Here is a 14,049-nt window from a genome sequence, read left to right on the forward strand (position 1 = left end):
GGCATGTACCACCCTGTCACGCGAAACCGGCACGCGGCGCCTGGGCAGGCGCCGTCGGGCTTCAGTCTATCTCGGCAAGGAGGCGCTGGGCTTTGGCCTTGAGATCGCCGTGGGCCTCGGAGATCACTTCCTCGATGAGTGTACGGGCTCCGTCGCTGTCGCCGATGGCATTGAATTCCTGGGCCAGGGCGAGCTTGGTGGCCAGCGGGTCCTCGGGCGCCGAAGGCGGCGTTGCGGCCGTGGGAGTGTCATTGCCCAGGTCCAGGGACAGGCTGCCCAGGTCGAATTCCAGCGATTCGGCCGGTTCCGGCTTGGCCTTGGCCGCCGTTTCCAGCACGCCGCCCGAATGCGCTGCTGCCGGCGCTTGGGCTGGCGCCTCGGTGCCCAGGTCTTCCAGGTTGAACTCCATGGCGTCCAGCGACAGCAGATCGGTACTGGCGTGGCTGTCGTCCGTGGTGGAACCGGTCAGGGGCGAGGGTTCGGTGGCCGGGAAGCTGTCCGTGACCTGCCGTGTGACGGGCATGTCCAGCGGCAGCATCTCGGTCGGCTGCATGTCGCTCATGGCGCTGCTGTGGTTCAGGGCATCCGTCAGCGAGGCATGGGCCGTGGGCTGGAAGCCGGCCATGTCCAGCGATGCAGCAGGCGGCTCCACGCGGGGATCCATGCGAGGCGCCTCGCTTGCTGCGGGCTGCATGGGCTCCAGTGGTGCGCGCAGCGTGGGCTCCAGCGCAGCGAAGTCCTGTTCGCTGGGCATGGGGGCCGGTGCGGGCAGCGGGCTGGCGTGCTGCGCGGGCAGGCTGGCGTCGGCCAGGCCGCCGGGCAGGTCCATGTTGAGGTCCATGTCCAGGTCCATGGGCAGGGTGGCAGGGCCTTCGCGGTGCGCCTCCATGTCCAGGGGGCGGCTGGCCAGCGAGGCGGCCGCCAGTCCGGCAGCTGCCGCTGCGGCGCCGCCGGCAACGGCGGCAGCAGACAGGGGCGCGGCGCCGGCAGGCTGGTAGAGGGCGTTTTCCGGGTCCAGGATGCGGCCCTGGTCGGCCAGGCGCTGCCAGTCCACGCCCTTGCCCTGGGTCAGGCCGTGCAGGGTCTGCGCGACGGCCTCGAAGGCCTTGCGGTCATGGCGCTTGGCGTAGATGTCGGCCAGCTTCTGGTGCAGTGCGGTGCGGCTGGGATCGGTGCGCAGGGCTTCCTTGAGGATTTCCTCTGCCTGCAGGTCGCGGCCATAGGCCAGGTAGACATCGGCCTCGGCCACGGGGTCCACATCGCCGGCATCGAGCTGACTGGGCGAGTAGTGCATGGAGGTGCCCGACAGCTGGCTCGATGTGCCGGTATCCACGCGTTGGCCGCCGCTGGCGCCAAAGAAGGAATCGGCCGCGAGCTGGCTGTCGCCAAAGGCGCTTTCGCTGGAGGCTGCGGCAGCGCGGCGGCGCTGCATGACGCGGTAGCCACCATAGCCCAGCAGCAGGGCCAGCAAGGCGGCGCCGGCCAGCGGGATGGTGGGATCTTCCATCAGCGTATCGATGAAGCTGGGCTCGGCGATCGGTGCGACGGGGGCGGGTGCCGGCTTGGGCTTCGGCGGCTCGGCAGGAGCGGGCGTGGCGGGCACGGCTTCTGCCGCGGGCGCTGCCGGGCCGGCAGCATTGGCTGCGGCGTCTGGAGCAGCGGTGGCGGCAGCGGCCGCAGCGGCCGCAGCAGCTGCATCGGCAGGCGCTGCCGGGGCCGCGGGAGTTGTCTGGGGTGCTGCAGCTTCAGGCGCTGCAGGCACGGTCGGCGCGCCCGGCACAGCCACGCCGTTTGCCGTGCCGCTGGCTGCCGAGGCAGGTGCTGCAGCAGCACCTTCGGCGGGCTTGGCGGCGGCGGCGATCTGGCTCAGCTCGGACATGTTGCGCTGCAGTTCGGCCGTGCGCGATGCCTGGTCGTCGGACTGCTTTTGCTTGGCCAGGCGCTCGTCTGCCTCCACGCCCTTGACAGCACCTTTGGACAGGGTGAGCTTGTCGGGTGCGGCAGTGGACGGCTTGCGGTCTTCGACCTGGGCCTGGACGCTGCCCGATGCTTCACGATTGGCCGATGCCACGGGCGCGGCTGGTGCGGCGCTGGCCAGCTGGCGGCGGAACTGGTTGAAATCCCGGGACTGGGCTGCAACGATCTGGCGCGCCTCGCGCGGCGAGGTGGCCTGTGCCGTGGCCTCGTCAGGCACGGTGAGCACGGCGCCGGAGCGCATGCGGTTCACATTGCCGTTGATGAAGGCCTTGGGATTGGAGCGCAGCATGGCCACCAGCATCTGGTCCAGCGAAACGCCTGCGGGCAGGTGGGCGGCGGCAATGCGGCCAGCCGTGTCTCCGGTCTTGATGCGGACCTCGGATGCTTCGGACGGCGCCGGCGCTGCAGCAGCGCGCTCGCGGGCTGATGCGGTGCTCCGGCGCGGGGCTGCCGGAGCAGGGGCTGGACGGCTTTCCTCGGTGTTGCCTGCGGCAGCTGGCGAGGGGGCCGGCGCGGCGCGGCGCGGTGCGGCGCCCGGTTCGGGGGCGGAGGCCTGGGCCGCAGCCGTCACGGCAGGCGGCAGCTTTTGCAGGGTGGGCGGATCCAGCAGCAAGGTGTAGTTGCGCTGCAGGTTGCCCGAGGCCCAGCTGGCGTCGATCACCAGATCGACAAAGGGCTCGTTGACGGGCTGGGTGCTTGTGAGTCGCAGCACGGCCGATCCGTCCGCGCGACGCTGCACGCTGACGCGCACCTGGCTGGCCGTGGCGTTGTACTCCATGCCCTGGGTGCGGAAGACGCCGGGAGAGGCCACGCCCACGCGCAGGCCTTCGGCTTCAGCCGCCGTGATCTGGGGGATTTCGACTTCGGCACGCAGGGGCTCGCCCAGGGCCGATTGCACGTTCACCCGGCCCAGAGCCAGTGCCCAGGCCTCGGAGGCGGGCAGTGCGACCGAGACGACGGCCGCAGCGGCCAGCACAGAGAGTTTCCAACGATGCATAAAGCGTCAAACCTGTGTGGATGCAATTGGGCGGGCACTATTGTTATTGTGAGGATGCCCGCGTTTGCACATGTAATTGAAATTTACCCGGGGATAGATGGCACGCCATATACCAAGGTGCTTGGGTCGCATTGTCGGCCACGCTATAGGATCGCAAGCGTCTGGTTGCCGGTGAACGCTGCCAGTTGTTGTCGAACGGCAACGAGAAGAAACACAATGTATCTTCGGTGATTGTAGGCAACCGCCTACAGTCAGGGGACAAGAGACTTGGGCATTGTGCCCAATCGCACAGGGTTTAAAGCCGAAAAAAGCGCCATGTCCCGGGCCAGGACATGGCGCTTTTTGTGTTGGCTCAAGCCGGCGGTGCTCAGGCGGCCAGCAGGATGCGCAGCATGCGGCGCAGCGGCTCGGCGGCGCCCCACAGCAGTTGGTCGCCGATCACGAAGGCCGACAGGTATTCGGGGCCCATGTTCAGCTTGCGCACGCGGCCCACGCCGACTTCCAGGCCGCCGGTGATGGCGGCGGGCGTCAGTTCCTTGACGGTGATGGCGCGTTCATTGGGCACCCACTTCACCCAGGGGTTGCCGGACTTGATGATGGCTTCCAGCTCCTGCAGGGGCAGGTCCTTCTTGAGCTTGAGGGTCAGCGCCAGGCTGTGGCAGCGCATGGCGCCGATGCGCACGCACAGGCCGTCGACGGGAATGGTCTGCTCCGTGCCCAGGATCTTGTTGACCTCGGCCTGGCCCTTCCACTCTTCCTTGGACTGGCCGTTGTCCAGCTGTGCGTCGATCCAGGGGATCAGGCCGCCAGCCAGAGGCGCGCCGAAGAATTCGGTGGGCACATCGGTGCGGATGGTCTGGGCCACCTTGCGGTCGATATCCAGGATGGCGGAGGCGGGCGTGGCCAGCTCGTCGGACACGGCCGCATGCACCACGCCCATGCCCTTGAGCAGTTCGCGCATGTGGTTGGCGCCGCCACCGGAGGCTGCCTGGTAGGTCATGGAGCTGACCCATTCCACGAGACCGGCCTTGAACAGGCCGCCCAGCCCCATCAGCAGGATGGAGTTGGTGCAGTTGCCGCCAATCCAGTTCTTGCCGCCCGCGGCGAGCTTGGACTGGATCAGGCCTTCATTGACGGGGTCGAGCACGATGACGGCATCGCCTTCCATGCGCAGCGACGATGCGGCATCGATCCAGTGGCCGTTCCAGCCCGAGGCGCGCAGCTGGGGGAAGACTTCCTTGGTGTAGTCACCGCCCTGGCAGGTGATGATGATGTCGCACTTGGACAGCTCGGCAATGTCGTTGGCATTGCGCAGCTCGGTGTGGGTCTTCGCCATGGCCGGGGCCTTGCCGCCGGCGTTGGAGGTGGAGAAGAAAACGGGCTCGATCAGGTCGAAATCGCCCTCTGCCTGCATGCGGTCCATCAGCACGGAGCCGACCATGCCGCGCCAGCCCACCAGGCCTACCAATTGCTTGCTCATTTTTGAAACGCCCTTTCAGTGTGAAAACAGTGCTGGATCAAGACTGTTGTCGCCCGGCTCGTCTGGGCCAGGTGAGGGCGCACGACGAACCGGGCTGGGTCAGCCTTTGATTGTCGTAATGGTTGTGGATGTGATTGCGCGCACTGCCACACCAGCCTGGGCGGCGGGTGCAATGTTCAGCAGGAGGAACGGGCAGGCGGCAAACATAAGAGCAGTCATTCTAGCGAATACGCCAGGAAAGAGAATGTCTGTTTGATGAATATCTTCGTCGAAATGGCGAAAAGCAGACGTCTGTTTTGACGCTTTGCCAAGTTCTGGAAAATCCTGGCCAGGCCGGGCAGCCGCAAGCCCGGAGGCTCGCGGCTGTCGTGGACGTCAGGCCAGCGCGGCCACCACGGCGTCGCCCATCTCTCGGGTGGAGACCTTGGTCGTGCCTTCGCTGTGGATGTCGGCCGTGCGCAGGCCCTGGGCCAGGACCTTTTGCACGGCGGCTTCGATGCGCTGGGCGGCGGCTTCCTGGTTCAGCGAGAAGCGCAGCATCATCGCGGCCGACAGGATGGTGGCCAGCGGATTGGCAATGCCCTTGCCCGCAATGTCGGGGGCCGAGCCATGGCTGGGCTCGTACAGACCCTGGCCCTTGGCGTTGAGCGAGGCGGAGGGCAGCATGCCGATGGAGCCGGTGAGCATGGAGGCTTCATCGGACAGGATGTCGCCGAACATGTTGCCCGTGACCACCACGTCGAAGCGCTTGGGTTCCTTGACCAGCTGCATGGCGGCGTTGTCCACGTACATGTGGTCCAGTTGCACGTCGGGGTACTGCTGGCCCACCTCGGTGACCACGTCCTTCCAGAACTGGAAGGTTTCCAGCACGTTGGCCTTGTCCACGCTGGTCACGCGCTTGCTGCGCTTTTGCGCGGCCTGGAAGGCCACGTGGGCGATGCGCTCGATTTCGGGCTTGGAGTAGCGCATGGTGTCGAAGGCTTCCTCGGCGCCGGGGAAGTGGCCGTCGGTGGCCACGCGGCGGCCGCGCGGCTGGCCGAAGTAGATGTCGCCGGTCAGCTCGCGGATGATGAGGATGTCCAGGCCTGCGACCAGTTCGGGCTTGAGGCTGGAGGCATGGGTCAGCTCCGCATAGCAGATGGCCGGGCGGAAGTTGGCAAACAGACCCATGTGCTTGCGCAGGCCCAGGATGGCCTGCTCGGGGCGCAGCGGGCGGTCCAGCGTGTCGTACTTCCAGTCGCCCACGGCGCCGAACAGCACGGCGTCGGACTCCATGGCCAGCTTCAGCGTGGATTCGGGCAGCGGGTGGCCGGCAGCTTCGTAGGCAGCGCCGCCCACGGGGGCGGTCTGCATGTCGAAGTCCAGGCCCAGGGCGCCCAGCACCTTCACGGCTTCCGCAACGATTTCGGGGCCGATGCCATCACCGGGCAAGACTGCGATTTTCATGGTGTTCCTTTTGAGAGACTGTTCGGATGGTGGAAGGCCGCCGGCGGCTGGTTCAGCAACGCCCGCGGCCCATTGATGCACGCAAGTGGAGATCGATCAGCGCTGCACCAGCGTGTGGGCCAGCCAGGGCTTGGTGGCCAGGCGCTCGGCCTCGTAGGCGCGGATCTTGTCGGCATGGCGCAGGGTCAGGCCGATGTCGTCAAAACCGTTGAGCAGGCAGTACTTGCGGAAGGCAATGACGTCGAAGGGGATCTCCTCGCCCTGCGGGCGCACGATCACCTGGCGATCCAGATCGATGGTCAGCTCGTAGCCGGGGAAGGCGGCGATCTCGTTGAACAGCATGTCGATCGTGGCTTCGGGCAGCACGATGGGCAGCAGGCCGTTCTTGAAGCAATTGTTGAAGAAGATGTCGGCGAAGCTGGGTGCCAGGATGGCGCGAAAGCCGTACTGGTCCAGGGCCCAGGGCGCGTGCTCACGGCTGGAGCCGCAGCCGAAGTTCTTGCGTGCGACCAGGATGGAGGCGCCCGCATAGCGCGGCTGATTGAGCACGAAGTCGGGGTTGGGCTTGCGCGAGGCCGGGTCCTGGCCGGGTTCGCCATGGTCCAGGTAGCGCCACTCGTCGAACAGGTTCACACCGAAGCCGGTCTTCTTGATCGACTTGAGGAACTGCTTGGGAATGATGGCGTCGGTGTCGACGTTCTCGCGGTCCATGGGGGCGACAAGGCCCTTGTGCACGGTGAATTGTTGCATGGCAGTATCGAATTCAGGGTTCAGCGGGCGGCGCGTTCGATGGCGCTGCCCGCGCTTTGCACGTCCTGGCCAATGCCCTTGACGGTATTGCAGGCGGCCAGGGTGAAGGCCAGGCCGATCAGGAGGATCGAGAAGGAAGGCTTCATGGTGTGCTGGCGGGGCAGTTGCGGGTTCAGGAGAATCTGCGGATGTCCACGAAGTGGCCGTGGATGGCCGCGGCAGCGGCCATGGCGGGGCTCACCAGGTGGGTGCGTCCGCCCGCGCCCTGGCGGCCTTCGAAGTTGCGGTTGCTGGTGGAGGCGCAGCGCTCGCCGGGCTCCAGGCGGTCGGCGTTCATGGCCAGGCACATGGAGCAGCCGGGTTCGCGCCATTCAAAGCCTGCCGCCTTGAAGATCTGGTCCAGGCCTTCGCGCTCGGCCTGCTCCTTGACCAGGCCCGATCCGGGCACCACCATGGCCAGCTTGATGTTGCGTGCCACCTTCTGGCCCAGCTTCTTGACCACGGCGGCGGCTTCGCGCATGTCTTCGATGCGGCTGTTGGTGCACGAGCCGATGAAGACCTTGTCCACGAAGATGTCGTCGATGGCCTTGCCGGGTTCCAGCGCCATGTAGGTCAGCGCGCGCTCGATGGCGCCGCGCTTGCTGGCATCCTTTTCCTTGTCGGGATCGGGCACGCGGGCATCCACGCCCAGCACCATTTCGGGCGAGGTGCCCCAGGTGACCTGCGGCACGATGTCGCTGGCCTGCAGCTCGACCACGCGGTCGAACTTCGCATCGGCATCGGAGTGCAGCGTCTTCCAGTAGGCGACGGCGGCGTCCCATTCGGCGCCGGTGGGGGCCAGCGGGCGGCCCTTGACGTACTGGATGGTCTTATCGTCCACGGCCACCAGGCCGGCGCGTGCGCCGCCTTCGATGGCCATGTTGCAGACCGTCATGCGGCCTTCCATGCTCAGGTCGCGGATGGCCTCGCCTGCGAACTCGATGGTGTAGCCCGTGCCGCCGGCCGTGCCGATCTTGCCGATGATGGCCAGCACGATGTCCTTGGCCGTGATGCCGGGCGCCGCCTTGCCGCTGACGTTGATCAGCATGTTCTTGGCCTTCTTGGCCAGCAGGGTCTGGGTGGCCATCACGTGCTCGACCTCGGAGGTGCCGATGCCGTGGGCCAGTGCGCCGAAGGCGCCATGCGTGGACGTGTGGCTGTCGCCGCAGACCACGGTCATGCCGGGCAGGGTGGCGCCTTGCTCGGGACCCATGACGTGGACGATGCCCTGGCCCTTGTCCATGAAGGGAAAGAAGGCCGCAGAGCCGAACTCGCCGATGTTGGTGTTCAGCGTAGTGATCTGTTCCTTGCTGATGGGGTCGGCAATGCCGTCATAGCCGCGCTCCCAGCCGTCGGTGGGTGTGTTGTGGTCGGCCGTGGCCACCACGGAGCTGATGCGCCACAGCTTGCGACCGGCCATGCGCAGGCCTTCGAAGGCCTGGGGGCTGGTGACTTCGTGCACCAGGTGGCGGTCGATGTAGAGGACGGCGGTGCCGTCATCCTCGGTGTGGATGACATGCTCGTCGAAGATCTTGTCGTAGAGGGTGCGTCCCATGGCGTTCTCGAATGGTTGGTGTCGTGGGGAAATTCTTGGATGTGCATCCGGCTGGCAAGGGGCCTTCAGGATGCGCTGGCCGGCGGGCTCAGGTGCTCCACCAGCAGGCGGGCCGTAACGGGTAGCGCGTCGAAGTCGCGCGCCACGATGCTCAGCTCGCGCCGTGCCCAGTCGTCGCTGAGCTCCAGGGCGCGCAGATGGCCCACGCCGTGCATGAGCTCGAAGGCACGGTCGGGGATCAGTCCCACGCCCAGGCCGTTGTCGATCATGCGGCACATGGCATCCAGGCTGGTGACCTGGATGCGCTGGTGCAGCGCATGCCCGGCCTGGGCCGCAGCCGCACGCATGGCCAGGCTGATGGAGGAGCCGGCCTGCAGGCTGACGATGTCCCATTCGAGCACATCGGCAAAGGCCACGCTGTCGCTGTGCGCCAGCGCGTGCTGCTCGGGCACCACGACGACCAGCCGGTCCTCGCGGTAGGGGCGGTGCTGCAGCGCGGGAGTGGCCTGGCCATTGCCCAGCGGCATGTATGCCATGGAGCAGATGCCGATGTCGGCCGTGCCTTCCTGCACCGCCGCCAGCACGGCGGGGCTGAGCTGCTCCTGCAGGTCGATCTTGACCTGGCCATGCTTGCGCGCGAAGACGCCCAGATCTTCCGGCAGGAACTGCACGATGGCCGACATATTGGCGTGGATGCGTACATGGCCACGCACGCCATCGGCGTACTCGGACAGCTCGCCCTGCATGCGCTCCAGGCCATACAGCACGTTGCGCGCGTGGTGCAGCAGGCTTTCGCCGGCAGGAGTGAGTGTCACGCCACGGCTGTGGCGATACAGCAGGGCCGTGTCCACGGTGGCCTCGAGGTCGGACAGGCGCTTGCTCACCGCCGAAGCGGCGATGAACTCGCGCTCTGCCGCTCGTCCGATGCTGCCAAGTTCGCAGACAGCCACGAACAGCTGCAAGGAGGTAAGGTCTATGCGCCGTGCAAAACTGCGCTCTGAATTCTTCATGTGGTGGGGTTAAGGCTTCTCATTAGGAGAAGTTGAATGGATTTTCTCGCACAAGTCATCGATCTGTCATCTTCAAGCGCGATGTCTTTGGTGATGTCGTGCGATTTCATGGAGATGGGGGTCATGCCTCGTGGCGATGGCTGCGGGCAGCCATGCCCGCCGGAACGCCGGTTGCATACTGAAAGAATTTGTCAATCTTTGCGCCAGTCGCCTGCATGGATTGCTGCAAAAATAAGAGCATATGAACGATCGATACCCGACGGGCCTGCGAGCCCTGCCTGCAGGCCTGTCATTGCTGCTGGCCGCAGCCCTGTCCTGCATGGCCGTCCCGGCGTCTGCCAAGCCGCAGCCACCGGCGAAGAACACGGCCAAGAGCGGCGCGAAGGCCCCCGCCAAGCCTGCGGCCAAGGCAGCTGCGAGGCCGACAGGCAAGACCGCCGTCAAATCCAAGGGCAAGCCGGCACCTGCCACCACCCGCAGCGCACCTGCCAAGGCGGCCGCCGCTGCAGGCGTGGTGGGCGGCGCTGCCGCAGCGGGGGCTGCAGCTGCAGCCGCAGGTGGCGGCGCGTCCAAGGGTGAGTCCGGCCTGAGCGCTGCCGAGCTTGCAGCGCTGCAGCAGCATGCCGAGCAGGGCGAGGCCAGCGCCCAGTACGCGCTGGGCTCGCTGTACAAGCGCGGCCAGGGCGTTGCCCTGGATGCGGAGACTGCTGCCCGGTGGTATGAGAAATCGGCCCAGCAAGGCTATGCGCCGGCTCAGTCCGACCTGGGTTTGATGTACGCCAATGGCCGTGGCGTGGTGCGCGACGATGCGCAGGCCGTGCAGTGGTATCGCAAGGCGGCCGAGCAGGGTGACGCCGTGGCACAGAACAACCTGGGCCTGATGCTGGCCGAGGGGCGCGGAGCCGTCAAGGATCCCGTCCAGGCCGTGCAATGGTTCCAGCGCTCGGCCGAACAGGGGGAGGCGGCCGGCCAGTACAGCCTGGGCGTGATGTATGCCACGGGCCGGGGCGTGGCCGAGGATGTGGCGCAGGCGCTGCGCTGGTTTGTGGCGGCGGCAGGCCAGGGCCATGTCGATGCGCAATTCAACGCCGGCATGCTCTATGCCGAGGGTGGCGTGGTCGATCGCGACATGGCGCAGGCCGCACACTGGCTGGAGAAGGCGGCCGAGCAGGGCAGTGCCGCAGCCCAGTCCAACCTGGGCGTTCTGTATGCCAATGGCCAGGGCGTGCCTGCCAGCGACAAGCAGGCCGCGCGCTGGCTGGAGCGTGCCGCCCAGCAGGGCGACGCGCTGGCGCAGTCCAATCTGGCCAGCCTCTATTCCTCGGGCAAGGGCGTGGAGCGCAGCCCGTCACAGGCCTATTTCTGGATGCTGCTGGCAGCGGGCAAGGACAGCTCTCTGGCGGCCAAGCGCGACAGCATGGCCCAGCCGCTGAGCGCGGCAGAGCGCGCACGTGCGGAGCGGCAGGCGGCGGCCTGGAAGGCCAAACCCGCTCCCTGAGCCCTGTTGAGGATGCACCAATGAAAAACGCCTCGGAAGAGGCGTTTTTTTTGGGGGGCTCAGTGCTGCATCAGCTGAAGAAGCTCTTGAGCCTGTCGGTCCAGCTCTCGCCGCTGGGCGAATGCTTGGCGCCGCCCTTCTTGAGCGATTCCTCCAGCTCGCGCAGCAGCTTGCGCTGGTACTCGGTCAGCTTGACGGGCGTCTCGACCACGATGTGGCAGTACAGGTCACCGGGGTAGCTGGAGCGCACGCCCTTGATGCCCTTGCCGCGCAGGCGGAACTGCTTGCCGGCCTGGGTGCCTTCGGGGATGTCGATGGCCGCCTTGCCCGAGAGGGTGGGTACCTCGATCTCGCCACCCAGCGCCGCCGTGATGAAGCTCACGGGCACGTTGCAGTGCAGATCGTCGCCATCGCGCTCGAAGATGTCGTGGTCCTTGATGCGGATCTCGATGTAGAGATCGCCTGCAGGCCCGCCATTGGTGCCGGGTTCGCCATTGCCCGAGGAGCGGATGCGCATGCCGTCGTCGATGCCTGCGGGAATCTTCACTTCCAGCGTCTTCTGGCGCTTGACCTTGCCCTGGCCGCCGCAGCTGGTGCAGGGTTCGGGAATGATCTTGCCGGTGCCTCGGCAGTGCGGGCAGGTCTGCTGCACGCTGAAGAAGCCCTGGCGCATCTGCACGCTGCCCATGCCGTTGCAGGTGGTGCAGGTCTTGGCGCTGGTGCCGGGCTTGGCGCCGCTGCCGTGGCAGGTGTCGCAGCTGTCCCAGCTGGGGATGCGTATCTGCGCATCCTTGCCGTGGGCAGCCTCTTCCAGCGTGATCTCCATGGCATAGCTGAGGTCGTTGCCACGGTAGACCTGGCGGCCGCCACCTGCGCCGCCGCGCCGCCCGCCCTGGTTGAACATGTCGCCGAAGATGTCGCCAAAGGCCTCGGCAAAGCCGCCAAAGCCTTCTGCGCCGCCGCCCATGCCGCGGTTGGGGTCCACGCCTGCGTGGCCGTACTGATCGTAGGCCGCGCGTTTGTTGCTGTCGGAGAGCATCTCGTAGGCCTCCTTGGCCTCCTTGAATTTCTCTTCCGCCTCGCGTGCGGCATCCCCCTGGTTGCGGTCAGGGTGGTACTTCATCGCCAGCTTGCGATAAGCCTTCTTGATGTCGTCGTCCGAGGCGTTCTTGGCAACGCCGAGGACCTCGTAAAAATCGCGTTTGGACATGGTGTTTGCTAGCCAGTCAGTGAGAACAGGAACGCCGCGTCAGCCCCTTGGCAGGGCCGAGCGCGGCGGCAAGCGGTCGTCAAGGGACCACGCGCTGGGTTCAGTCCTTCTTGACTTCCTTGACTTCGGCGTCGACGACGTTGTCGTCAGCGGCTGCAGCACCGGCCGAGGCACCTGCAGCACCGGCGGCTGCTGCGGCGGCGGCTGCCTCGGGGGCGCCCGCTGCCTGTGCATCGGCGTACATCTTCTCGCCGAGCTTCTGGCTGACCGTCATCAGCGCCGTGGTCTTGGCGTCGATGGCGTCCTTGTCCTCGCCCTTGAGCGCTTCTTCCAGGTCCTTGACGGCGCTCTCGATGGCGGTCTTCTCGCCAGCGTCGAGCTTGTCGCCATGCTCGCCCAGGCTCTTCTTGACGCTGTGCACGGCAGCCTCGCCCTGGTTGCGGGCCTGGACCAGTTCCAGCTTCTTCTTGTCGTCGGCGGCGTTCAGCTCGGCGTCCTTGACCATCTTCTGGATCTCTTCCTCGGACAGGCCGGAGTTCGCCTTGATGGTGATCTTGTTTTCCTTGCCCGATGCCTTGTCCTTGGCGGACACGTTCAGGATGCCGTTGGCGTCGATGTCAAAGGCCACTTCGATCTGGGGCACGCCACGCGCGGCCGGCGGGATGCCTTCGAGGTTGAACTCGCCCAGCATCTTGTTGCCCGAAGCCATTTCGCGCTCGCCCTGGAACACCTTGATCGTCACGGCAGGCTGGTTGTCGTCGGCCGTCGAGAAGGTCTGTGCGAACTTCGTCGGGATGGTGGTGTTCTTGGTGATCATCTTGGTCATCACGCCACCCAGCGTCTCGATGCCCAGCGACAGCGGTGTCACGTCCAGCAGCAGCACGTCCTTGCGGTCACCCGACAGAACCTGGCCCTGCACGGCGGCGCCCACGGCCACGGCTTCGTCGGGGTTCACGTCCTTGCGGGGATCCTTGCCGAAGAATTCCTTGACCTTTTCCTGCACCTTGGGCATGCGGGTCATGCCGCCGACCAGGATGACGTCATCGATGTCGGACACGGACACGCCTGCGTCCTTGATGGCCGTGCGGCAGGGCGCAATGGTGCGCTCGATCAGGTCCTCGACCAGGCTTTCCAGCTTGGCGCGGGTCAGCTTGATGTTCAGGTGCTTGGGACCCGAGGCATCGGCCGTGATGTAGGGCAGGTTGATGTCGGTCTGGGCCGAGTTCGACAGCTCGATCTTGGCCTTCTCGGCGGCTTCCTTCAGGCGCTGCAGCGCCAGCACGTCCTTGGACAGATCGACGCCCTGTTCCTTCTTGAACTCGGTGATGATGTAGTCGATGATGCGCTGGTCGAAGTCTTCGCCGCCCAGGAAGGTGTCGCCGTTGGTCGACAGCACTTCGAACTGCTTTTCGCCGTCCACATCGGCGATTTCGATGATGGACACGTCGAAGGTGCCGCCGCCCAGGTCATACACGGCGATCTTGCGGTCGCCCTTGTCGGTCTTGTCCAGGCCGAAGGCCAGGGCCGCCGCCGTGGGTTCGTTGATGATGCGCTTGACTTCCAGGCCGGCGATGCGGCCGGCGTCCTTGGTGGCCTGGCGCTGGGCGTCGTTGAAGTAAGCGGGCACGGTGATCACGGCCTCGGTCACGGGCTCGCCCAGGTAGTCCTCGGCGGTCTTCTTCATCTTGCGCAGCACTTCGGCGGAAATCTGCGGCGGGGCCAGCTTCTGGCCGCGCACTTCCACCCAGGCGTCGCCGTTGTCGGCGCGCGAGATGGTGTAGGGCATCAGGTCGATGTCCTTTTGCACTTCCTTCTCGTCGAACTTGCGGCCGATCAGGCGCTTGGCGGCATAGATGGTGTTGCGGGGGTTGGTGACCGCCTGGCGCTTGGCCGAGGCGCCGACGAGGATCTCGCCGTCTTCCTGGTACGCAATGATCGACGGCGTGGTGCGCGCACCTTCGCTGTTCTCGATCACGCGCGTGGTGTTGCCGTCCATGATGGCCACGCAGCTATTGGTGGTGCCCAGGTCAATACCGATGATTTTTCCCATTTTGAGTTCTCTCCGCGTTCTGTGAAATGTTTGAATG

General features: G+C 66.1%; 10 protein-coding genes. 1 reads left to right on the plus strand and 9 read right to left on the minus strand.

The features are described from left to right. Positions 1-61: 61 nt before the first annotated feature. From PO605_RS11800 to PO605_RS11830, 7 genes are all read right to left on the minus strand, one after another. Entirely contained in the window at positions 62-2,974 is a 2,913-nt protein-coding gene (locus PO605_RS11800) for a FimV/HubP family polar landmark protein (RefSeq protein WP_272206517.1), read from the minus strand. Positions 2,975-3,341: 367 nt separating this feature from the next. Next, positions 3,342-4,454, minus strand: a complete 1,113-nt coding sequence (asd, locus tag PO605_RS11805; RefSeq protein WP_034363802.1) for an aspartate-semialdehyde dehydrogenase — start codon at positions 4,452-4,454, stop codon at positions 3,342-3,344. Between the two features lie 375 nt (positions 4,455-4,829). Continuing rightward, entirely contained in the window at positions 4,830-5,900 is a 1,071-nt protein-coding gene (gene leuB / locus PO605_RS11810) for a 3-isopropylmalate dehydrogenase (protein ID WP_016447764.1), read from the minus strand. Between the two features lie 96 nt (positions 5,901-5,996). Then, on the minus strand, positions 5,997-6,650 hold the full coding sequence (gene leuD, locus PO605_RS11815) for a 3-isopropylmalate dehydratase small subunit (protein ID WP_016447763.1): 654 nt from the start codon (positions 6,648-6,650) through the stop codon (positions 5,997-5,999). 20 nt (positions 6,651-6,670) lie between these two features. Continuing rightward, the gene (locus PO605_RS11820) at positions 6,671-6,796 is read right to left on the minus strand and encodes an entericidin A/B family lipoprotein (RefSeq protein WP_012207035.1); all 126 of its coding nucleotides are present in this window, start codon (positions 6,794-6,796) and stop codon (positions 6,671-6,673) included. A 26-nt stretch (positions 6,797-6,822) separates the two neighbouring features. Next, positions 6,823-8,244 carry a 3-isopropylmalate dehydratase large subunit gene (gene leuC, locus PO605_RS11825; protein WP_047469104.1) on the minus strand — a complete coding sequence of 474 codons (1,422 nt, stop codon included), beginning with the start codon at positions 8,242-8,244 and terminating at the stop codon, positions 6,823-6,825. A 65-nt stretch (positions 8,245-8,309) separates the two neighbouring features. After that, on the minus strand, positions 8,310-9,254 hold the full coding sequence (locus PO605_RS11830) for a LysR substrate-binding domain-containing protein (RefSeq protein ID WP_016447761.1): 945 nt from the start codon (positions 9,252-9,254) through the stop codon (positions 8,310-8,312). A gap of 241 nt (positions 9,255-9,495) precedes the next feature. Here PO605_RS11830 and PO605_RS11835 point away from each other — a divergent pair, with 241 nt between their 5' ends. Continuing rightward, on the plus strand, positions 9,496-10,752 hold the full coding sequence (locus PO605_RS11835; protein WP_272206518.1) for an SEL1-like repeat protein: 1,257 nt from the start codon (positions 9,496-9,498) through the stop codon (positions 10,750-10,752). Between the two features lie 70 nt (positions 10,753-10,822). On the opposite strand, the gene dnaJ is transcribed toward PO605_RS11835, so the two are convergent. Together dnaJ and dnaK are read right to left on the minus strand one after the other, a co-directional pair. Next, positions 10,823-11,962: a molecular chaperone DnaJ gene (gene dnaJ / locus PO605_RS11840; protein WP_017405356.1), complete on the minus strand. Its 1,140-nt coding sequence runs from the start codon at positions 11,960-11,962 to the stop codon at positions 10,823-10,825. A gap of 100 nt (positions 11,963-12,062) precedes the next feature. Next, a complete protein-coding gene (dnaK, locus tag PO605_RS11845) occupies positions 12,063-14,012 on the minus strand; it encodes a molecular chaperone DnaK (protein WP_016447758.1) in 1,950 nt (649 codons plus the stop codon). Between the last annotated feature and the right edge of the window lie 37 nt (positions 14,013-14,049).

It is taken from the genome of Delftia sp. DT-2 (assembly GCF_028401915.1).
Lineage (GTDB): Bacteria > Pseudomonadota > Gammaproteobacteria > Burkholderiales > Burkholderiaceae_C > Comamonas > Comamonas tsuruhatensis.

What these genes read in the sequence shown, in the direction of transcription:
- leuB (WP_016447764.1), bottom strand. Translation starts at nt 5,900, where the DNA reads ATGAAAATCGCAGTCTTGCCCGGTGATGGCATCGGCCCCGAAATCGTT.
- PO605_RS11830 (WP_016447761.1), bottom strand. Translation starts at nt 9,254, where the DNA reads ATGAAGAATTCAGAGCGCAGTTTTGCACGGCGCATAGACCTTACCTCC.
- asd (WP_034363802.1), bottom strand. Translation starts at nt 4,454, where the DNA reads ATGAGCAAGCAATTGGTAGGCCTGGTGGGCTGGCGCGGCATGGTCGGC.
- PO605_RS11800 (WP_272206517.1), bottom strand. Translation starts at nt 2,974, where the DNA reads ATGCATCGTTGGAAACTCTCTGTGCTGGCCGCTGCGGCCGTCGTCTCG.
- leuC (WP_047469104.1), bottom strand. Translation starts at nt 8,244, where the DNA reads ATGGGACGCACCCTCTACGACAAGATCTTCGACGAGCATGTCATCCAC.
- PO605_RS11820 (WP_012207035.1), bottom strand. Translation starts at nt 6,796, where the DNA reads ATGAAGCCTTCCTTCTCGATCCTCCTGATCGGCCTGGCCTTCACCCTG.
- leuD (WP_016447763.1), bottom strand. Translation starts at nt 6,650, where the DNA reads ATGCAACAATTCACCGTGCACAAGGGCCTTGTCGCCCCCATGGACCGC.
- PO605_RS11835 (WP_272206518.1), top strand. Translation starts at nt 9,496, where the DNA reads ATGAACGATCGATACCCGACGGGCCTGCGAGCCCTGCCTGCAGGCCTG.
- dnaJ (WP_017405356.1), bottom strand. Translation starts at nt 11,962, where the DNA reads ATGTCCAAACGCGATTTTTACGAGGTCCTCGGCGTTGCCAAGAACGCC.
- dnaK (WP_016447758.1), bottom strand. Translation starts at nt 14,012, where the DNA reads ATGGGAAAAATCATCGGTATTGACCTGGGCACCACCAATAGCTGCGTG.